Source organism: Ensifer sp. VA4 (assembly GCF_055710065.1).
Map to the genome: position 1 here is coordinate 595,296 of NZ_JBVQPO010000001.1, position 19,840 is coordinate 615,135.

At 63.7% G+C, this 19,840-nt stretch carries 15 protein-coding genes and 1 pseudogene; 8 read left to right on the forward strand and 8 right to left on the reverse strand.

Translation table 11 applies throughout. The features are described 5' to 3' along the window. Positions 1–273: 273 nt before the first annotated feature. The gene (locus AC0C6X_RS02785) at positions 274–777 is read right to left on the reverse strand and encodes a CAP domain-containing protein (RefSeq protein WP_173515522.1); all 504 of its coding nucleotides are present in this window, start codon (positions 775–777) and stop codon (positions 274–276) included. 2 nt (positions 778–779) lie between these two features. Then, on the reverse strand, positions 780–1,046 hold the full coding sequence (locus AC0C6X_RS02790) for a DUF6460 domain-containing protein (RefSeq protein WP_173515521.1): 267 nt from the start codon (positions 1,044–1,046) through the stop codon (positions 780–782). 162 nt (positions 1,047–1,208) lie between these two features. Here AC0C6X_RS02790 and AC0C6X_RS02795 point away from each other — a divergent pair, with 162 nt between their 5' ends. Beyond that, positions 1,209–2,147 (forward strand): methyltransferase, encoded by a 939-nt coding sequence (locus AC0C6X_RS02795; RefSeq protein WP_247958146.1) that lies wholly within the window; start codon positions 1,209–1,211, stop codon positions 2,145–2,147. Between the two features lie 105 nt (positions 2,148–2,252). Then, entirely contained in the window at positions 2,253–2,888 is a 636-nt protein-coding gene (locus AC0C6X_RS02800; protein WP_173515520.1) for a YitT family protein, read from the forward strand. Between the two features lie 14 nt (positions 2,889–2,902). On the opposite strand, the gene AC0C6X_RS02805 is transcribed toward AC0C6X_RS02800, so the two are convergent. Continuing rightward, on the reverse strand, positions 2,903–3,370 hold the full coding sequence (locus AC0C6X_RS02805) for a carboxymuconolactone decarboxylase family protein (protein ID WP_173515519.1): 468 nt from the start codon (positions 3,368–3,370) through the stop codon (positions 2,903–2,905). A gap of 41 nt (positions 3,371–3,411) precedes the next feature. Then, positions 3,412–3,567, reverse strand: a pseudogene (locus tag AC0C6X_RS02810) (transcriptional regulator); the annotation flags it as partial. 71 nt (positions 3,568–3,638) lie between these two features. Between AC0C6X_RS02810 and AC0C6X_RS02815 the strand changes: the two are divergent. Then, entirely contained in the window at positions 3,639–6,191 is a 2,553-nt protein-coding gene (locus AC0C6X_RS02815) for a ligase-associated DNA damage response DEXH box helicase (protein ID WP_472951792.1), read from the forward strand. 291 nt (positions 6,192–6,482) lie between these two features. Continuing rightward, positions 6,483–7,214, forward strand: coding sequence for a ligase-associated DNA damage response endonuclease PdeM (gene pdeM, locus AC0C6X_RS02820; protein ID WP_472951794.1), 732 nt, complete (start codon positions 6,483–6,485; stop codon positions 7,212–7,214). A gap of 48 nt (positions 7,215–7,262) precedes the next feature. Here pdeM and AC0C6X_RS02825 read toward each other — a convergent pair whose 3' ends face one another. From AC0C6X_RS02825 to AC0C6X_RS02840, 4 genes are all read right to left on the reverse strand, one after another. Then, a complete protein-coding gene (locus AC0C6X_RS02825; protein WP_065774359.1) occupies positions 7,263–7,499 on the reverse strand; it encodes an Lrp/AsnC ligand binding domain-containing protein in 237 nt (78 codons plus the stop codon). A gap of 198 nt (positions 7,500–7,697) precedes the next feature. Beyond that, positions 7,698–8,498 carry a TIGR02186 family protein gene (locus tag AC0C6X_RS02830; RefSeq protein WP_472951796.1) on the reverse strand — a complete coding sequence of 267 codons (801 nt, stop codon included), beginning with the start codon at positions 8,496–8,498 and terminating at the stop codon, positions 7,698–7,700. After that, on the reverse strand, positions 8,498–9,424 hold the full coding sequence (locus tag AC0C6X_RS02835) for a sulfite exporter TauE/SafE family protein (protein WP_472951799.1): 927 nt from the start codon (positions 9,422–9,424) through the stop codon (positions 8,498–8,500). Before AC0C6X_RS02835 ends, AC0C6X_RS02830 begins: the two co-directional genes overlap by 1 nt. 338 nt (positions 9,425–9,762) lie before the next feature. Next, on the reverse strand, positions 9,763–13,587 hold the full coding sequence (locus AC0C6X_RS02840) for a peptidoglycan-binding protein (protein ID WP_472951801.1): 3,825 nt from the start codon (positions 13,585–13,587) through the stop codon (positions 9,763–9,765). A gap of 523 nt (positions 13,588–14,110) precedes the next feature. Between AC0C6X_RS02840 and AC0C6X_RS02845 the strand changes: the two genes are divergently transcribed. From AC0C6X_RS02845 to AC0C6X_RS02860, 4 genes are all read left to right on the forward strand, one after another. Further along, positions 14,111–15,907, forward strand: coding sequence for an acyl-CoA dehydrogenase C-terminal domain-containing protein (locus AC0C6X_RS02845; RefSeq protein ID WP_472951804.1), 1,797 nt, complete (start codon positions 14,111–14,113; stop codon positions 15,905–15,907). Between the two features lie 71 nt (positions 15,908–15,978). Further along, positions 15,979–17,187: an acetyl-CoA C-acetyltransferase gene (locus tag AC0C6X_RS02850; RefSeq protein WP_173515512.1), complete on the forward strand. Its 1,209-nt coding sequence runs from the start codon at positions 15,979–15,981 to the stop codon at positions 17,185–17,187. A gap of 2 nt (positions 17,188–17,189) precedes the next feature. After that, positions 17,190–17,603: a YbaY family lipoprotein gene (locus AC0C6X_RS02855; protein ID WP_472951807.1), complete on the forward strand. Its 414-nt coding sequence runs from the start codon at positions 17,190–17,192 to the stop codon at positions 17,601–17,603. 11 nt (positions 17,604–17,614) lie between these two features. Beyond that, positions 17,615–19,831, forward strand: a complete 2,217-nt coding sequence (locus AC0C6X_RS02860; RefSeq protein WP_247958153.1) for an FAD-dependent oxidoreductase — start codon at positions 17,615–17,617, stop codon at positions 19,829–19,831. Positions 19,832–19,840 lie beyond the last annotated feature (9 nt).

Here is a 19,840-nt window from a genome sequence, read left to right on the forward strand (position 1 = left end):
GTGCGTAGGCGGATGCAAGGTGCCATGTGTTGTTGATCCGCAAGGAGTGTCGGCGCCTGCGAAAGCCCCTCACCCTAGCCCTCTCCCCGCAGGCGGGGAGAGGGGACTTGGCAAACGCAACATTATGTCCCGGTCGCTATCGGCGCAGCTGTCCAGTCAGCAGTTGCTATGGACTAGAAAGGGCGCGGCAAGTCCCCTTCTCCCCGTCGTAACGGGGAGGTCCCGGCAGGGGTATGAGGGGCGGCCCGAGATGCAAACGCTTGTGAACGCAGGTCAGCCCGACAGCACCATCGCCCAGAAGGGGCGGTTGTCGGAGGCGGCGTTCTGGGCGACGGCTACGCCGAGGCCGCGATAGTTGCCGAGCATGTTTTCGAGATGCTTCGGCGACTTGTACCAGGCGTCATAGGCGCGTTCGGCATCGTCCTGGCCCATGGCGATGTTTTCGGCCGCCGGCAGGGTTACGCCCTGGCCCTTCATGCGATCGTAGAAACTGTCGTTCCAGCCGATGAGATGCTCCATCTTGCCGACCTTGGCCATGCGCACCGCCTGATTCATCGCTGCCAGCGAGGCCGCGTGGTCGGCCACGAGCTCGGTCAACCCCTTGCCCTTGCGCAGCTGGTTGACATAGCCGAGGCTTGCTTCGGTCTGGTCGCTGCCGGTGCCGCTTTCAGGCGTCAGCACCTTCGACGTCGTGCAGCCGGCCATCGCGCCGAGCGAAAGGATGACGGTTGCGCGCAGCAGGCCGCGGCGTTCGATCAGAAGAAACCGGTCCTGCATCATCAGCGCCGGTAGCTCAGAACACGCAGGATCACGAAGGCCGGCACGACGATCGCGGCACCCAGCAGCAGATAGTCGCCCACCCGGCCAAGCGCGGCAAAGCCGGTGTACCAGAGGTCGAGCAAGAAGTTGCGGACCGCGAAGTAGATATCGGTCGGATACCAGCCGAAGACGGTCATGACGAAGCCGACGAGGATCGACACCACGACGAGCTTGACCAGCACGCGCAGCGGCGTGTCACCCAAGAATCTGTTCATTCCGTCCGACATCCGCGAACTTCTCCTGTTTGTCTTCACATAAGCCGCGATCGGCAGCGTCGCAAGTCATTGGATCCGGCAGGCATGGCCCAAGCTTCCGTTTGCGCCAGATTCCGCTTGTGTTTTGCGGCTTCCGGCGTCAGAAGCGCTGATCGCAACCAATATCTCACATTGATGACGCTCAACCAGCTCTCCTCCGGCGACCTGATCGCCGACCGCCGCGCCGACTACGCAAAAATGCTTGCCGATGGCGGCGAGCCCGGAAGCGCGGCCGAACTCATGGCACAGGCGCTGGAACGGGCGCCGGACTGGGCAGCCGGCTGGTTTCGGCTGGCGGACTATGAGGAGAAATCGGGCCGGAAAGAGGCGGCAATCGACGCACTCAGAAAAACGCTGGAGCTCAGCCCCGAGGACATCTTTGGCGCTGGCCTCAAGCTGGCGCTTCTCGGCGCCGCCGCGATGCCGGAACAGCCGCCGAGCCTCTATGTCGAACGGCTCTTCGACGATTATGCCGACCGCTTCGACAAGGCGCTGGTGGAGAAGCTCGACTATACCGTGCCGCAGAAGCTCGTGGCGCTGATCCAAAGCCACACCGGAGGCCTCATCTTCGAGCATGTGACGGATCTCGGCTGCGGCACCGGCCTCTTCGGCGAACGCATCCGGGATCAGTCGCAATTTCTCGAAGGTTTCGACATCTCCATCAACATGCTCGCCAAGGCCGAGGCGAAATCCACCTATGATCGGCTGGCGCGCGCCGATCTTTCACTTCCGCCGGAGACCTCCGGCATCTTCGGCAACTTCGCTCCCGCCCGAGCCGATCTCGTCAGCGCCGCCGACGTTCTCATGTATCTCGGCAATCTCGACAGCGTCTTCGACATTACCGTCCGACTGCTTGCCGCCGACGGCTACTTCGCCTTTTCCGTCGAGGATGCGGGCGATGGCGTGGATTTCCTGCTGCGGCCCTCGCTACGCTATGCCCATAGCGAAGCCTATATCCGCGGCCTCTGCGCGGCGCATGGCCTGGATCTCAGGGCCATCGAGCGCACGGTCATCCGCATGGATGCCGGCGAACCGGTTTTCGGCATCCTGTTCCTCGCACGCAAGCCTGCGTAAAACGCAAGGCAGGGTCGCAAAAATAAGTCAGCATTACTGACATATTTTCTTGATTGTTGTTGTGCGTTGCAGCATTGCTATAGTCATCGCAATCGAGGTTTTGCCATGGCTCAGATCAGCAGCGTTTTCGGCCTCTGGAACACCAGCCCGACCCGGCACACGCCGGTCGAGGACCTGCAGGGAATCTTCACCGGCAGCCTGATCGCCGCCCTCGGCCTCTACTTCCTCGCAAGCGCCGGCTTCTTGACCGGCAGCACGGCGGGCGTCGCCTTCCTGCTGCACTACGCGTTCGGCATCAATTTTGGCCTGGCTTTCTTCCTGCTCAACCTGCCGTTCTTCTATCTCTCCTTGAAGCGGCTTGGTCCTGCCTTTACGGTCAAGACCTTCATTGCAATCGGCCTCACCTCGTTCCTCACCGACGTCCAGTCGCGCCTCTTCCAGATCGGCACGATCCAGCCTGCCTGGGCGGCATTGCTCGGCGGCCTGCTTCTCGGTTACGGCCTGCTGGCGCTCTATCGCCATCGCGCCAGCCTCGGCGGCGTCGGCATTCTCGGTATCTACCTGCAGGAGCGTTTCGGCATCCGCGCCGGTCTCGTGCAGCTTGCGATCGACATGGTCGTTCTCGTCGCCGCCTTCGGCGTGACGTCGCCTACCGTCGTCGCCTGGTCGGTGCTCGGCGCGGTCGTCTTGAACCTGTTCGTGGCCATCAACCACCGCGCCGATCGCTACATCGCGCTTTAAGAGCGTCGCGAGGACTAAGCGGCCTTTGCCGGCGCGTCGACCGGATGCTGGGAGCGGAAGCCGACGGCGATCCGGTTCCAGGTGTTGATCACGCCGATCGCGACCGTAATCTTGGTGATTTCGGCCTCGGTGAAATGTTCCTTCAACGGCTCGAAGTCTTCGTCCGGCGCACGCGTCTGGGCGATGTTGGTAAGTGCTTCGGTACAGGCGAGCACGGCGCGCTCGCGTGCATCGTAGATCGGCGATTCACGCCAGGTACAGATCAGGTGAATCCACTGCTCGCTGAGGCCGCTATGGCGCGCCTCCTTCACATGCATGTCGACGCAGTAGGCGCAGCCGTTTATCTGCGACGCCCGCAGCATGATCAGGTGGATGAGGCGAGGCTCCAGGCCGGAGTCCTTGACGACGTACTTGTCCAGCGCGGCAACGGCCCTGTACGCATCCGGGGCAGCTTCGACGAAATTGAACGCGGTTGCATGCACTTCTCCTTGGGTTGAAGAGAACTGCTGGGGTGGCAGCGATCTCAAGCGCCGATGGCTGACCGGCGTTCGTTGATCGCAAGGAACGCATTGGTTCTTGCGGCAATGCTGCCGTCATCCTTGGCGTTCAAATCATCCAGGATGCTGGCGATGGTCACGCGCCGGAGTTCGGCGCGATAGGCCTGCTCGGCCTTCAGCATATTGGTAGGAGTCAACTCGGTTACTGGTGGCCTCGCCTGCAGGCTTCTCTTTTGGTGGATTTGATCTACCTTTGTTCTCCGTGAACAGGATCGATTCCCCAGTGCTGCAGGGCGATGCCCTTACCCTGCCCGCCCCCTTTCTACGCTGGTTCGGCGAAAAGGGCTGGCGGCCGCGCGCCCACCAGCTCGAGCTGCTCGCACGCGCCGAGGCAGGCGAAAGCACGCTGCTGATCGCGCCGACGGGCGCCGGCAAGACGCTGGCCGGTTTCCTGCCGTCGCTCGTCGATCTCACCCGCCGCGGCAGGATCCCGCCCGGCTCCGCCTTCGTCGGCATTCACACGCTCTATATCTCACCCCTGAAGGCGCTTGCCGTCGACATCGAGCGCAACCTGATGAAGCCGGTCGGCGAAATGGGCCTGCCGGTCCGCATCGAAAACCGCACCGGCGACACGCCGACCGCCAAGCGGCAGCGGCAGAAGCTCAATCCACCGGACATCCTGCTGACGACACCGGAACAATTGGCGCTGTTGCTCGCCAATGGCGAGGCGACGCGTTTCTTTCGAGACCTGCGCTATGTCGTCTTCGACGAATTGCATTCGCTCGTCACCTCGAAGCGTGGCCATCTTCTGTCCCTCGGCCTCGCGCGGCTTCGCCGGCTGGCGCCGCGGCTGCAGACGATCGGGCTTTCGGCGACGGTCGCCGATCCCATGGATCTGCAGCGCTGGCTGGCGCCACAGGCGCCGGATAAGAACGACCATGCCGGCCTGGTCCTGGTCGAAGGCGGCGCCAAGCCGCAGATATCCATCCTCAAGACGGAGGAACACGTGCCCTGGGCGGGACACTCGGCGCGCTATGCCATCGCCGACGTCTACGCCGCGATCAAGGAGCACGGCACCACCCTGCTCTTCGTCAACACCCGCAGCCAGGCGGAGCTTCTGTTTCAGGAGCTCTGGACGATCAATGACGATAATCTGCCGATCACGCTGCATCACGGTTCGCTCGATGTCGCCCAACGCCGCAAGGTCGAGGCGGCGATGGCGGAGAACCGGCTGCGCGCCGTGGTCGCCACTTCGACGCTCGACCTCGGCATCGACTGGGGCGACGTCGATCTCGTCGTGCATGTCGGCGCACCAAAGGGCGCAAGCCGCCTTGCCCAGCGCATCGGCCGCGCCAACCACCGCATGGACGAACCGTCGAAGGCGATCCTGGTGCCGGCCAACCGCTTCGAGGTGATGGAATGCCAGGCGGCGCTCGACGCCAACTATATCGGCGCGCAGGACACGCCGCCGGTCGGCAAGGGCGCGCTCGACGTGCTTGCCCAGCATGTGCTCGGCATGGCCTGCGCCGCACCTTTCGACCCGCTGTCGCTTTACGACGAGATCACCACCGCCTCGCCCTATATGACGCTTGCCTGGGAGACCTTCGAACGGGTGATCGACTTCGTCGCGACCGGCGGCTACGCGCTGAAAACCTATGAGCGCTATGCCCGCATCCGCAAGACCAAGGACGGGCTCTATCGTGTCTCCAATCCGCTGGTGGCGCAGCAGTACCGGCTGAACGTCGGCACCATCGTCGAGTCGCCGATGCTGAACGTGCGTTTGGTCAAGCGCAATCAGCGCGGCTCGCTCGGCCGCGGCGGCATGTCGCTCGGCAAGGTCGAAGAGTATTTCCTCGAAATGCTCTCCCAAGGCGACACCTTCATGTTCTCCGGCAAGGTGCTGCGCTTCGAAGGCATCCGCGAGAACGAATGCCTCGTCAGCCAGGCCTTTACCTTTGACCCGAAGGTGCCGAGCTATGCCGGCGGCAAGTTTCCGCTCTCGACCTATTTAGCGCAGCAAGTGCGCAAGATGCTCGCCGACCCGGCACGCCGGGCAGCGCTGCCGGAACAGGTGCGCGACTGGCTGTCCCTGCAGAAGGACGCCTCGATGCTGCCGCGCGAGGACGAACTCCTGATCGAAACCTTCCCACGCGGCAGCCGCCACTACATGGTCGCCTATGCCTTCGAAGGACGACTGGCCCACCAGACGCTCGGCATGCTGCTCACCCGGCGCCTCGACCGCGCCGGGCTGAAGCCGCTCGGCTTCGTGGCAACGGACTACTCTCTGGCGGTCTGGGCGCTCGACGACCTCGGCGCCACCTTCGAGCTTCGCCGCGGCGCACTTGCCGAGCTCTTCGATGAGGACATGCTGGGCGACGACCTCGAGGCCTGGCTGAACGAATCCTTTCTCCTCAAACGCACCTTCCGCAATTGCGCCGTCATCGCCGGCCTGATCGACCAGCGTCATCCCGGCAAGGAAAAGACCGGCCGGCAGGTGACGGTTTCCGCCGACCTCATTTATGACGTACTGCACGCGCACGAGCCGGACCACCTGCTGCTCGAGGCGACCCGCAACGATGCGGCAACGGGCCTTTTGGACATCGCCCGGCTGGGGGATATGCTGAAGCGAATCAAGGGCCATATCACCCATCGACGGCTTGACCGGATCTCGCCATTGGCGGTGCCCGTGATGCTGGAGATCGGCAAGGAAATGGTTCAGGGCGAGGCCCAGGACTTCCTGCTTTCGGAGGCCGCCGACGACCTGATCAACGAGGCGATGGGCGTCGGACATGATGTGGATCGATAGGAAGATCGTTTTGAGAAACAGCAGTCTGTCGCGTTGGGCGGGTTACCCCCCTCTGGACGCTCTGTCGCGTCCGGCGGCATACCCCCCTCTGGCCTGCCGGCCATCTCCCCCACAAGGGGGGAGATTACGTGCAGCACGCTCCGCATACCAGTCTGGAGTCTCGCCAGCGGCACGAACCTCCCCCTTGGAGCGAGCGGCCAGCCACGAACCAATCTCCCCCCTTGTGGGGGAGATGGCCGGCAGGCCAGAGGGGGGTGTCACCGCGAGCAATTCTTACATCAGCATGGTGGCATGACCATGCACCGCCTCGCTCACACCCTATCGGCTCCGGCGACAGCCCCCCTCCTCCAGGCGCAGACGGTCATCAACGGCGTCGCGGCGATCTGCGATCCGCTCGGCGGTCTCTATCTGCCGGAGACGGGCACGCTCGTCGTTTCCGACCTTCACCTGGAAAAAGGCTCCGCCTTCGCCCGTCGCGGCATGCTGTTGCCGCCCTACGATACGCTTGCGACCCTGCGCGTTCTGGAGGCAGCGATCGCCCGTCACGACCCGAAGCTCGTCATCAGCCTCGGCGACAATTTTCACGATCGCGTCGGCTCGGCGGTGATGCCGGATACCTTCCGGCACATGATCGCGTCGATGGCACATGGACGCGAATGGGTCTGGATCAACGGCAATCACGACCCGGACGGCGCCTTTGGGCTCCCGGGCGCCTCGATGGACGAGCTCAGCCATGCGGGCCTCGTCTTCCGGCACGAGCCGAGGCGCGGCGAAGCCGTCGGCGAAATCGCCGGCCATCTGCACCCGGCAGCAACGGTGGTGAGACGCGACAGGGCCGTGCGCCGCGCCTGCTTTGCGACGGATGGCGCGCGCATGCTGATGCCCGCCTTCGGCGTCACGACCGGCGGGCTCGACCTCAGGCATCGGGCCATGACCGGCCTTTTCGATCGCAGCAAGCTTGTCGCCCATATGCTCGGGCGCGATCGGATCTATTCGGTCCGCTTTGCCAAGCTCGTTGCCTGACGTTTGAGGAAAGCCTGCGGTTGCGTCCGCACGCCGCCGCGGCCCTGGTCAGAACGCGTTGAAGGTCAGCGTCGTCAGCGAGCGCGAGATGCCCGGCACCGTGGCAATGTTGTCGTTGATGAACTTGCCGATGTCCTGGCCTTCTTCGATGTAGATCTTGATGATCAGGTCGTAGTCGCCGCTCGTCGAATACATTTCCGAAACGATTTCCTTGCGGTAGATCTCGTCAGCGACCTCGTAGGTCTTGCCGGGAGCGCACTGCAACTGGACAAAAATCGGTTTCATCGGGCTTCCTCTGCCTGTGTCGCGTCGCTTGCCGCCACAAGCGCAAGCACCGCTTTCTCGAACCCTGCGCCCTTCGGCGCGGCGCTTCAGATCAACATCTTAGGGATGTCCCGGTACTTTATCCCTGAAACATCCTGCTGCCCCTTCTTTAAACGCGCGCCGGGAAAAAGGAAACGCAAGGTCAGCTCCTGCCCCAAACTATTCCTTGCGGAAGATGAGGCTCGCACCCCAGCCGGTAACGACTGCAAGCAGCACGGCAACGAGGCCGTAGAAGAGTGGTTGCTGATGCGCAGCCTGGGTAATGAACTGTTCCAGGCCAGTCTTGACGACACGCAGCGGCAGCGCCTTGGCGGCAACGAAGACGCCATCGCGAAAGAGATAGGCGCGCACCACATGGACACCGTTCGGGACGTTGGCCGGCAGGCGCACCGAAGCCTTGAACAGGCTGGCACTGATGAACTGCACGCCGCCCGGATCGCGTTCATAGACGCCGCTCGACTCGCGGATGCGGCGGAAGGCGTTGCGGAACTCGCCGAGATTGCTGCCGTCGCCGACGAAGCCGAGCGGCACCAGCCGCATGTGATCGACGCCGATGCCCATATTGCCCATCTCGCCGGGCGGCGCGATCGTCTCGATGTCGCGCGTCGACGACAGCGAATAGGATTCCGGCACCAGTTCGAAGGTCATGGAACTGGTGTTCACCCAGATGCCGAAGACGCGCTCCTTCTTGCGCACTGTCGCATTGTCCTTCGGGCCTTCGAGGGTCACGATGATGTTGTACCTGCCCTGGGCCAGTAGCCCCTGGTCGAAGCCGTCGACAGCGCCGAAGATCGTCAGATCCGCGCCGCGAAAATCCGAGGTGATGGCGATCTCGTCGCTGGAGATGCCGATTTCCAGCTTTTCCGTCAGGTCGGCGTTTTCATCCTGAAGCGCGGCATCGGCCGGCGCCGCCAGGGCAAAGGCGAAAAGAACGAGGGCTGTGCGAGCGAAGCGGATCATCAGAAACCGAACCCCGCTGATACGACCGAATAGATGTCCTTCGGCGGGATGACGAGCTCGATCGCCAGACGAATGCCGACGGCAAGAACGAGGAGCGCCAGCAGCGCACGCAATTGTTCGCCGCGCAGCTTCTGGCCGACACGCACGCCATATTGCGCACCGATGACGCCGGCGATCATCAGGACGAAGGCGAGCACGATATCGACGGTATAGTTGGTCGATGCCTGGACGATGACCGTATAGGCCGAGACGAAGATGATCTGGAACAGCGAGGTGCCGACGACGACGTTGGTCGGGATGCGCAGCAGATAGATCATCGCCGGCACCATGATGAAGCCGCCGCCGACACCCATGACCGAGGTCAGGATACCGATGCAGAAGCCGAGGCCGACAACCGGAATGACGCTCAGATAGATCTTCGACTTCTTGAAGCGCATCTTCAGCGGCAGGCCGTGCACCCAGTTGTGCTGGCCGGGGCGACGCAAGGTCGTCGCTTGGTTCTTGGCGGCCTTGCGCATGGCGGCGATGCTCTCCCAGAGCATCAGGCCGCCGACGGTACCGAGCAGCACGACGTAAAGCAGCGAAATCACCAGATCGAGCTGGCCGAGGCGGCGCAGCAGCGAAAACAGCCAGACGCCGACCGTCGCTCCGGCAAGACCGCCGCATAGGAGCACCGTGCCGAGCTTGATGTCGATGGTGCCGCGCCGAAAATGCGTGATCGCGCCCGAGATCGACGAAGCCACCACCTGGTTGGCGCCGGTCGCCACCGCCACGACGGGCGGAATATTATAGAACATCAGGAGCGGCGTGATCAGGAAGCCGCCGCCGACGCCGAACATGCCGGAAAGAAAGCCGACGGCTGCGCCCATACCGAGAATGATGAGTATGTTCACCGACAACTCTGCGATGGGCAGATAGATCGTCACGCCGGGTCCTCGATATGCCAATGGCCCGCAAGGCGGGCAAACCGGTTAATGTGGCAAGCAACTCACCACGAATGAGGGATTATTCGAAAGGCCGGCACCTCTCCCGAGGGCGAGGCGGCCTCCGTCATGCACTCCTGCAGCGTTGCGCTCCACCAGGACGTGCCAAGGTCACGGTCGGACCTTGATTGCTGCATCAGTTCTTTCCTAGCCTGATTCCGATTAAGGAATTATGCAGCAGGCCTGACATTTCAACCTTTTCAGCCACATGGCAGAGGACTTCGCCACCCGCAACCCGTGTCGCCCGGCTCTGCGGCTTTATTACGGCGCAAGCCCAAGGTTCAGGAATTGCGCTTCAGCAATTCCTTGACCAGCTGTTCGGTGATTTCGCCCGTCGGTTCCTGGCCGACCGACTTCTGGAAGGCCTTGATGGCAGCCACGGTCTTCTTGCCCATCTGGCCGTCCGGCTTGCCGGCATCGAAACCGTTGTTGTTCAGGATTGCCTGGATGTTGCGGACCGCCTTGGTCATGTCGACGCTGGCGGTCTTGTTGGCCGGGCCAACCCAGGCATCCGGAACATCGACCGTGTTCGCCTTGGCGTCGACCGGCTGCGCCTTCCAGGCCTCGGCCTTTGCCTTGGCGCTTTCGAGCTGCTCAGGCTTCATCGCCTTGGCAACTTCGTCACGCTTGGCGGCGGCATCCATATCGCCTTCACGGGCGGCGGCCGAGAACCACTTGTAGGATTCGGTCAGGTCCTGCGGCACGCCGTTGCCCCGCGCATAGAGAACGGCGAGGTTGAACTGGCTGTCGCGAATACCGAGTTCGGCAGCCTTTGCGAACCACTTCGTTGCCTCGGCAAAGTTAGGCGAACCATCGCGGCCGCTCGCCAGCATCACCGCAAGGTTGTGCATGGCGCTGGCGTTGCCCTGGCCAGCGGCGGAAAGATAGAGCGCCTTGGCCTTCGCGGCGTCACGCGTTACGCCCATGCCTTTTTCATACATGCTTGCGAGACGGTACTGCGCAGGAACGACGCCGGCGTCTGCGGCGCGCTGATACCATTTGGCGGCTTCCGCCATGTTTTCAGGTACACTGCGGCCCTCGCTGAAGCGGGCGCCGATTTCGAAGAAGGCAAGCGGGTCGCCGCCCTTGGCGGCCGTCACCAGAGCCGCCGGGCCGAAACCCTCCGGCAGCACGATCTCGCTCGGTGCAGCCGTCGTCACCAGTGCCGTCACCGCCGCGCCATCGGCCGGCGAACTGACAACAGCAGCGCCATCGGCGGGTGCGTTGCCGACCGACGTCGGCTGGAATTCGGAGGCCGGCGAAGCAGTTTTCGTTTCTGCGGCCGGCACAAGCATCGGTGCTTTTTCTTCGGCCGGCGTCGCAATGGTGGTCGTCGGCACGGCGGTTGCCGGTACCGAGATCGAAGTTTCGGGTACCTTCGCTGGTGCTTCGACGGAATCGAGAGGCGCAGCGACAGCGGTCTCGGATGCCGTGACGGGGGTCGCAGCCGGGGTCACGGCCGCCGTCTGCGGCAGGAGGTCATCTACGATCTTGTTTTCGCGCGATTCCGGCACCGCCCGCTGCTCGATGATCGCCGCCGGCTCCACCGGTGCGGTCTCGTGCTTCTTCAGGATGTTGCTGACCAGCGGGTAGGACATGATTGCCAGCAGCACCGCACCGACGGCCATCAGGATCGGCCGGCGATGGCGAGCGAAAGCGCCGCCGATGACGGAGGTCTTGCCGCCTTGACCCACCCTGTTCAGGGTGTCGGCTTCTTCGACCGCGAGCTGGGCGGCACGGCGGGCGGCGGCGATGAAATCCGACTTGTCGCCATCGGCAGGCTGAACGCCCGCCTTGCTCATCTGGCCGGCACGCACGCGTTCCAGGATCTTCTTGACGTCGGGAACGCCGGAACCCGGCTCCAGGAGTTGATTGGCCTCTTCGGGCGCAAGCATTTCGGAGGGATCGATCGACGGCGTCGGCTCGACGATCTGCCGGGCCTGCTCCGGTGCCTGCTCGGACCGCTTGCCGGAGAAACGCCGGGTGAGACCGGCAATCAAGCCGGTGCGGGCTGCCGCGGCCGGTTCGCGCACGTCTTCGACTTCAACGGTCGAGACCTGCTGTTCATCGGCAAAAGCCGTTGCCGGCTCGCCGGTCTGCGCGGCCACAGCCTGATCTTCGGCCTGCAAGGCGCGGACGTTGCGCTGCAGATCCTCGTAACGGTCATCGAGATCGTTGCCGCCGAAGGGATCGTCGAATTCCGGCTGTGCGGCCGTGGACATCTGTGCAGGTTCGCGCCGCACCGGCGTTCCAGCCCGTGCCGGCATTGCCGGCTCGCGATTTTCGATGCGCTCCAGCTTGTCGGCGATCTGCACGAGGGTCTCGTGCAGCGCCTCGAAGGTGCGCGCCGTGCGCTCTTCGCTGGATCGGCTCAGGTCTTCGAGCGTGCGAAGATCCTCGGCAAGCGCCGAGATGGCGGCCAGATCTCCGCCGGCGCCTCGGGGAGAGCCGTTCTTGGCATAGGCTTCCATCACAGCTTCGGCCGCCTGGCGGGCAGCCTCGACGATGTATTCGTCGCTGGTCGAGAGGTAATCCTCGAGCGCACTCATGCGGTTTTCAAAATCGGCGGGCATTGCGCTTGCAGCGACATCGGCGCGCGGCTGGCTGACCAGCGTCGACAGATTGGCGATCTGCGCTTCGAGGTTCTGCAGGGCGGCGCGATCGTCGAACGGAGCAGCGTGGGTCTCTTCCAGACGCTGCGCGATGCCGACCAGCCGATCTTCCAGGCGGTCGAAGCGCGAGTCGGATGCCGGTTGTCCGCCATGGGCATCAAGTTCGTCGATCCGGCGTGCCAGATAGTCGAGCCGTTCGGCCAGTGCGTCGTTGACGCTGCCCTGATCCAGGGCCTCGATCTTGCGCGAAATGTCCGACAGGTAATCGCCGAGATCCGCCTGCGCGGTCCTGTTGCTGCGCTCCATCAGCAGCGAAAGCTGGTCGAGACGTTCCTCCAGCCGGGCGGCAGCCTTTTCGCTGGCGAGGTCCTCGACCCGGGCCGTCAAGGCCTCCAGGCGTGCGCCGAGCCCGGAATCGTTCGGGCGCGACAGGTTGTCGATCTGGCGCGAAAGGTCGCCGAGCCGGCTCTCCAGCCGATTGACGAAGCCACCGTCGAGACCGGTCGTCGTGCGGCTGTTGGCAGCGATGGCGCGGCTGATTTCGTCGAGCCGGCTGTCGAGATCGGCAAACTGCGAGACGAGACGACGGTCGTCGGGCTGGATCTGGCGGCCCAGCATTTCGATCGCCTGGGCAACGGCGATCAGCTTGTCTTCCAGCGCGTCGACGGCGGAGCTGTTCTTCAGCGAGCCGATCTGCGACTTGATCTCGTCCAGCCGATAGGCAAGCGCCACCAGTTCGTCGTCACGGTTCTGGTCAAACGCGATCAACCGGTCCTCGACGCCGTTCCAGCGGCTCTCCATGCGGCGCATGCTGTCTTCACGCGCCAGGCCGTCGATCATGGCGCGCAGTTCGTCGAAGTCGCCGCGCAGCGCGTCGGCCTGGGCCGGGGAGGCCTGACGGCCGAGCTGCTGGATGCTGTCGGCGAGGCGCTGCATGTCGCCGCGCACGTCTTCGGCGAAGCTGTGATCCTGCGCCTGGGCCTTGATGCCGCGAATTTCGGACCGCAGCGAATTCATCTCGCGCGTCAGCCCGTCGGTGATGTCGCGCTTGAGATCCTGGCGCAGACCGACCAGCGCTTCGGCAATGTCGTTGACGGCCGACGACGGACGCTGCGGCTGGCTGTGAAGCGGTTGCCGGCTCGGCTCGTCGATGAAGCGGTCGGAGACCGTGCGCTCAGGGGTATAACGTTCCGGCTCGCGCTGCGGCAGCCGGTCGCGAAGGGAGGGGCGCTCGCGCGAAGCGCTGAGGCTGCGCTGGCGCTGCATGATTTCGGCGACGGCGTCGCGGGGCGTTACCGGTTCTCTGGCTGATTCGCGGGCCGGCAGGCGCTCGCGCTCGGGCGGCCTCGGCGCCGCGTCGCGGGCCGCGCCGCTCATCAGGCCTTCGATCCGCGCCTCGAGTCCTTCGATGGTGCGGTTCAAGGCGTCAAGCGACGGCCGCTCGCCATAGGACTGGCTGCCTGCGCGCTGAGGATTTGATCGCGATCCATTCATGGTGTTCTTCGCCCCTGTCGTCGGCCATCTCGAAAGTCGTCACGGAAGAAAACAGCTTTCTTCACCCCTGTGGCGCTTCCGACGTGGGCAAAGCTACAACGACACGACGCCAGGACTCGTTGCAGCTTCGACCATCTCAACACGCACCTTTCATGAAACGTGGTAAACAAGCCGTTAATCTGCCCCGATTTTTTAACGATTTGGCAGGATCGGCCGCGAGCGCGGGTCTCCGCCCCGCTTTCCGCTCCCCCGGTGCTCGCGACGAAACTTCGCAACCCGCAATTTTTGACGTTTACGCAAACGTCAAAATTTTGTAGCATCCCACCAACGATGCGAGACCGCCTAGGGCATCCCGCTTTCACGTGCCATCACTGGAAGCGGAAAGATGCTCTAGAATCAAAGTGCTAGGGCGTCCCTTCCACGTTCGCCCGAACGCACGGCGCCCTAGAGGAGGGCGGCGCATCCGGCATCTGCAACCGGGCGTCGACGACGAGACGCCCGAAGCACCAAAGGCGAGGAAAGAATGCCCATCTACAAGGCTCCAGTCGACGACACCCTTTTCATCCTGAACGACGTGCTCGGCATCGAACGCTACAACAACCTTCCGGGCTTCGCCGACGCGACGCCCGACATGATCGAAGCGATCGTCGGTGAAGCCGCCAAGCTCGCCGAAGAGGTGCTGTTCCCGATCAATCTCTCCGGCGACCAGGAAGGCTGCAAGCGCCACGACGACGCATCGGTCAGCGTGCCGAAGGGGTTCAAGGAAGCCTTCGATCTCTACCGTGAAGGCGGCTGGCTCGGCCTTGCCGTTCCCGAGGAATTCGGCGGCCAGGGCCTGCCCTATACGCTGCACACCGCCGTCGGAGAATACATGTCCTCGGCCAACATGGCTCTGACCATGTATCCGGGCCTCACCCAGGGCGCGATCGCCGCGATCCTCGTTCACGGTTCGGACGAACAGAAGCAGGCCTATCTGCCGAAGATGGTAGCCGGCACCTGGACCGGCACGATGAACCTGACCGAACCGCATTGCGGCACCGACCTCGGCCTGCTGCGCACCAAGGCAGTGCCCGCCGGCAACGGCACCTACAAGATTTCCGGCCAGAAGATCTTCATCTCCGCCGGCGAACACGACATGTCGGAAAACATCATCCACCTGGTGCTTGCCCGCATCGAGGGCGCACCGGAAGGCGTGAAGGGCATCTCGCTGTTCATCGTGCCGAAGTTCAAGCTGAATGCCGACGGCGAACCGGGTGAACGCAACGGCGTTTCCTGCGGCGCGATCGAACACAAGATGGGCATCCACGGCAACGCCACCTGCGTCATGAACTATGACGAAGCCGAGGGCTATCTGATCGGCGCAGAGAACAAGGGCCTCAACGCCATGTTCGTGATGATGAACGAGGCCCGCCTCGGCGTCGGCATGCAGGGCCTCTCGATCGCGGAAGTCGCCTACCAGAACGCCGCCAACTATGCCCGCGACCGCATCCAGGGCCGCTCGCTTTCCGGCCCGAAGGCGCCGGACAAGAAGGCCGACCCGATCATCGTGCATCCGGACGTCCGCCGCACGCTGATGACGATCAAGGCCTTCAACGAAGCCGGCCGCGCCTTCACGCTGTGGACCGCGCTGAAGTCCGACATCGCCCACCGTTCCGACAACGAGACCGATCGCCAGACGGCCGATGACATCCTCGGTCTGATGACGCCGATCCTGAAGGGGGTCCTGACCGACAAGGGCTTCGACCACGCCGTCATGGCGCAGCAGATGTTCGGCGGCCACGGCTACATCGAAGAACACGGCATGAGCCAGTATGTCCGCGATGCCCGTATCGCCATGATCTACGAAGGCGCCAACGGCATCCAGGCGCTCGACCTCGTCGGCCGCAAGCTGGCCTTGAACGGCGGCCGTGCGGTCATGGCGCTGTTCAAGGAGATCGGCGACTTCTGCGAGGAAAACCGCAGCAACGAGAAGCTCTCCGCCTATACCAAGGCGCTGAAGAAGGGCCTCAACGACCTGCAGGCCGCCACCATGTGGTTCATGCAGAACGCCATGGCCAAGCCCGACAATGCCGGCGCCGGCTCGACCGACTACATGCACCTCTTCGGCCTCGTCGTGCTTGGCTACATGTGGGCGAAGATCGCCAAGACCGCGCAGGAAAAACTTGCCTCTGGCGAAACGGCGCGCGCAGACTATCTGAAGAACAAGCTGATCACCGCGACCTTCTTCATGGAAAGGATCCTGCCGGAAACGGCCCTGCGCAAAGCCCGCATCGAAACCGGTGCCGACACGCTGATGGCGCTCGACGCGGCCGCTTTCTAATCTCGCCGCGGACTCGATCTAAAATGTTTTGACTGGCGGCACTTCCGGTGCTGCCGAAAGGGAGATGAGACATGACGAAAGTCTTCGTTTACGACCACGTGCGCACGCCGCGCGGCCGTGGCAAGAAGGACGGATCGCTGCACGAAGTGCCCTCCGTGCGCCTCGCCGCCAAGATGCTGGAAGCGGTGCGTGACCGCAACGACCTCGATACGTCGACCGTGGACGACATCATCATGGGCTGCGTCGATCCGGTGATGGATGCCGGTTCGGTGATCCCGAAGGCCGCCGCCTTCGAAGCCGGCTATTCGACCCGCGCCCCCGGCATGCAGATCTCGCGCTTTTGCGCCTCCGGTCTCGACGCCGTCAACTTCGGCGCTGCCAAGATCGCCCAGGGTGCCGACGACATCGTCATTGCCGGTGGCGTCGAGAGCATGTCGCGCGTCGGCCTGGGCATGTCCGGCGGTTCCTGGTTCATGGACCCCTCGGTCAACCTGCCGGCCTATTTCATGCCGCAGGGCGTTTCCGCCGATCTGATCGCCACCAAATACGGCTTCAGCCGCGACGACGTCGATGCCTATGCAGTGGAGAGCCAGAAACGCGCCGCGCATTCCTGGGAAAAGGGTTACTTCAATAAGTCCGTCGTGCCGGTCAAGGATCAGAACGGCCTGACGATCCTCGACCGTGACGAGCACATGCGTCCCGGCACCGACATGCAGGCGCTCGCCGCGCTCAACCCGTCGTTCCAGATGCCGGGCGAGATGGGCGGCTTCGAGGCCGTCGCCATCCAGGCGCATCCGGAAATCGAGAAGATCAACTACGTGCACCATGCCGGCAACTCCTCCGGCATCGTCGACGGTGCCGCAGCCGTGCTGCTCGGCTCCAAGGCCGGCGGCGAGAGCATGGGCCTGAAGCCTCGCGCCCGCATCCGCGCCTTCGCCAATATCGGCTCCGACCCGGCGCTGATGCTGACCGGCCCGGTCGACGTCACCGAAAAGCTTCTGAAGCGCGCCGACATGAAACTGTCGGACATCGATCTCTTTGAGCTCAACGAAGCCTTCGCCGCAGTCGTGCTGCGCTACATGCAGGCCTTCGACATCCCGCACGACAAGATCAACGTCAACGGCGGCGCGATCGCCATGGGCCATCCGCTCGGCGCCACCGGCGCGATGATCCTCGGCACCGTGCTCGACGAACTGGAACGCCGCGATCTCAACACCGCGCTCGTGACACTGTGCATCGGCGCCGGCATGGGCACGGCCACGGTCATCGAAAGGGTCTGACGATGGACGGGATGCGCCGCACGCTTCTCGGACTGATGGGCCTGGGGCTGCTTGCAGCCGCCGGCTGCGTCTCCGACGAGGAAGAGGGCGGCGATAGCTTCACGCTCACCGGTGCGATCACCAATGTCGCCAGCGGACCGGTTCCGGCCGGCACCGTCGCCATAAGGCTCGAGGACCAGGGCGTGGCAGACGCCGCCGCCAAGCTGATCGCCGAGACATCGGTCGTCAGCGACGGCAAGGCAAACCGCGTACCCTTCGTGCTGCAGGTGCCGAGGCCCGAGCTCGACAAGGCCGTCGACGCGGGCTTCACCATCCGCGTCGAGCGCGACGGGCGGCTGATCGCCACCAACACCAGCAAACAACGTTACAGCGGCGGATCGAACATCTCGCTGCACATCGAACCCATTCTCTACTGAGGGGGAGAACCATGACGCAATACACCAATTTCAAGATCGAGACCGACGCCGACGGCATCGCGCTCGTCACCTGGGACATGCCTGAGAAGTCGATGAACGTCTTCACTCAGGAGGTAATGGAAGAGCTGAACGCCATCGTCGACGCAACCACCGCCGACGCTGCGGTCAAGGGCGTCGTCTTCACGTCCGGCAAGTCGAGCTTCTCCGGCGGCGCGGACCTGTCGATGATCAAGTCGATGTTCACCTTCCAGCAGGAGGAGAAGAAGAAGGATCCGGATAACGCCGCCCAGAAGCTCTTCGACCTGGTCGGCCGCATGACCGGGCTCTTCCGCAAGCTCGAAACCTCGGGCAAGCCTTGGGTCTCGGCGATCAACGGCACCTGCATGGGCGGCGCCTTCGAGCTGTCGCTCGCCTGCCACGGCCGCGTCGCATCCAATTCGAAATCGGTGAAGATCGCACTGCCGGAAGTCAAGGTCGGCATCTTCCCGGGCGCCGGCGGCACCCAGCGCGTGCCGCGCCTCACCAACGCGCAGGATGCGCTGCAAATGATGACGACAGGCTCGTCGCTGACGGCGGCGCGCGCCAAGGCGCTCGGCCTCGTGCACGAAGTCGTCGACGCCGACAAGCTGGTCGACGCCGCCAAGGCGATGATCAAGAACGGCCTGAAGCCGGTGCAGCCCTGGGACGAGAAGGGCTACAAGGTTCCGGGCGGCGGCATCTGGACGCCGGCTTCGGCACAGCTCTGGCCGGCTGCCTCCGGCATTCTGCGCCGCGAGACCTACGGCAACTATCCGGGCGCCATCGCCATCCTGAAATGCGTCTATGAAGGCCTGCAGGTGCCGTTCGATACGGCGCTCAAGATCGAGCAGCGCTACTTCACCGAGATTCTTCAGACGACCGAAGCCTTCTCGATGATCCGCTCGCTGTTCGTCTCGATGCAGGAGCTCGGCAAGGGCGCCCGCCGGCCGGCCGGCGTGCCGAAGTCGGAGTTCAAGCATGTGGGCGTGGTCGGCGCCGGCTTCATGGGCGCCTCGATCGCCTATGTGACGGCCGCCGCCGGCATCCCCGTCACGCTGATCGACCGCGACATGGAAGCGGCCGAAAAGGGCAAGGCCCACTCGGAGGGCCTGGTCAAGGATTCGATCGGCAAGGGCCGTCTGACCAAGGAAGAAGGCGAAGCGCTGCTTGCCCGCATCACGCCGTCGGCCGACTACAACGACCTCAAGAGCGCCGGCCTCGTCGTCGAGGCGGTGTTCGAGGATCGCCAGGTCAAGAAGGACGTGATCGAGAAGGTGGAAGCGGTGATCGCCGAAGACGCGATCTTTGCCTCCAACACCTCGACGCTGCCGATCACCGGCCTTGCCAAGAACTCCAAGCGCCCCGGCCAGTTCATCGGCATCCATTTCTTCTCGCCGGTCGAGAAGATGATGCTGACGGAAGTGATCCTCGGCAAGGAAACCGGCGACAAGGCGCTCGCCACGGCGCTCGACTATGTCGCCGCGATCAAGAAGACGCCGATCGTCGTCAACGACACCCGCGGCTTCTACGTCAATCGCTGCGTCTTCCGTTACATCCACGAAGCCTATGACATGCTGATCGAAGGCGTGCCGCCGGCGATGATCGAGAATGCCGCCAAGATGGCCGGCATGCCGGTTGGTCCGCTGTCGCTCAACGACGAGGTGGCGATCGATCTCAGCCAGAAGATCCTGAAGGCCACCGTCGCCGACCTTGGCGAAAAGGCCGTCGATCCCAAGCACATGGCGCTGATCAACAAGATGGTCGACGAGCTCGACCGTCGCGGCCGCAAGAACGGCAAAGGCTTCTACGAGTACCCGGCGAAGCCCGCCAAGAAGTACCTGTGGCCGGAGCTGAAGACGCTCTATCCGCAGAAGGACGCCGACAAGATCGATGTCGAGGTACTGAAGCAGCGCTTCCTGGCGACGATCGCACTCGAAGCCGCCCGCACCATGGAAGAAGGCATCGTCACCGACCCGCGCGAAGCGGATGTCGGCTCGATCCTCGGCTTCGGCTTCGCGCCCTATACCGGCGGTACGCTCTCCTACATCGACGGCATGGGCGTAAAGGCCTTCGTCAAGATGTGCGAGAAGCTTGCCAAGGACTATGGCGACCATTTCAAGCCGACGGCGCTCCTGAAGGAGATGGCCGAACGCAGCGAGACCTTCTACGGCCGCTTCGACCCCTATGGCGAGAAGAAGCAGGCGGCGTAAGCCAAGCTC

Bases quoted from the DNA above. Each gene is read 5' to 3' on its own strand.
- AC0C6X_RS02785 (WP_173515522.1), bottom strand. From the start codon at position 777: ATGCAGGACCGGTTTCTTCTGATCGAACGCCGCGGCCTGCTGCGCGCA.
- AC0C6X_RS02790 (WP_173515521.1), bottom strand. From the start codon at position 1,046: ATGTCGGACGGAATGAACAGATTCTTGGGTGACACGCCGCTGCGCGTG.
- AC0C6X_RS02795 (WP_247958146.1), top strand. From the start codon at position 1,209: ATGACGCTCAACCAGCTCTCCTCCGGCGACCTGATCGCCGACCGCCGC.
- AC0C6X_RS02800 (WP_173515520.1), top strand. From the start codon at position 2,253: ATGGCTCAGATCAGCAGCGTTTTCGGCCTCTGGAACACCAGCCCGACC.
- pdeM (WP_472951794.1), top strand. From the start codon at position 6,483: ATGACCATGCACCGCCTCGCTCACACCCTATCGGCTCCGGCGACAGCC.
- AC0C6X_RS02825 (WP_065774359.1), bottom strand. From the start codon at position 7,499: ATGAAACCGATTTTTGTCCAGTTGCAGTGCGCTCCCGGCAAGACCTAC.
- AC0C6X_RS02830 (WP_472951796.1), bottom strand. From the start codon at position 8,498: ATGATCCGCTTCGCTCGCACAGCCCTCGTTCTTTTCGCCTTTGCCCTG.
- AC0C6X_RS02840 (WP_472951801.1), bottom strand. From the start codon at position 13,587: ATGAATGGATCGCGATCAAATCCTCAGCGCGCAGGCAGCCAGTCCTAT.
- AC0C6X_RS02845 (WP_472951804.1), top strand. From the start codon at position 14,111: ATGCCCATCTACAAGGCTCCAGTCGACGACACCCTTTTCATCCTGAAC.
- AC0C6X_RS02850 (WP_173515512.1), top strand. From the start codon at position 15,979: ATGACGAAAGTCTTCGTTTACGACCACGTGCGCACGCCGCGCGGCCGT.
- AC0C6X_RS02855 (WP_472951807.1), top strand. From the start codon at position 17,190: ATGGACGGGATGCGCCGCACGCTTCTCGGACTGATGGGCCTGGGGCTG.
- AC0C6X_RS02860 (WP_247958153.1), top strand. From the start codon at position 17,615: ATGACGCAATACACCAATTTCAAGATCGAGACCGACGCCGACGGCATC.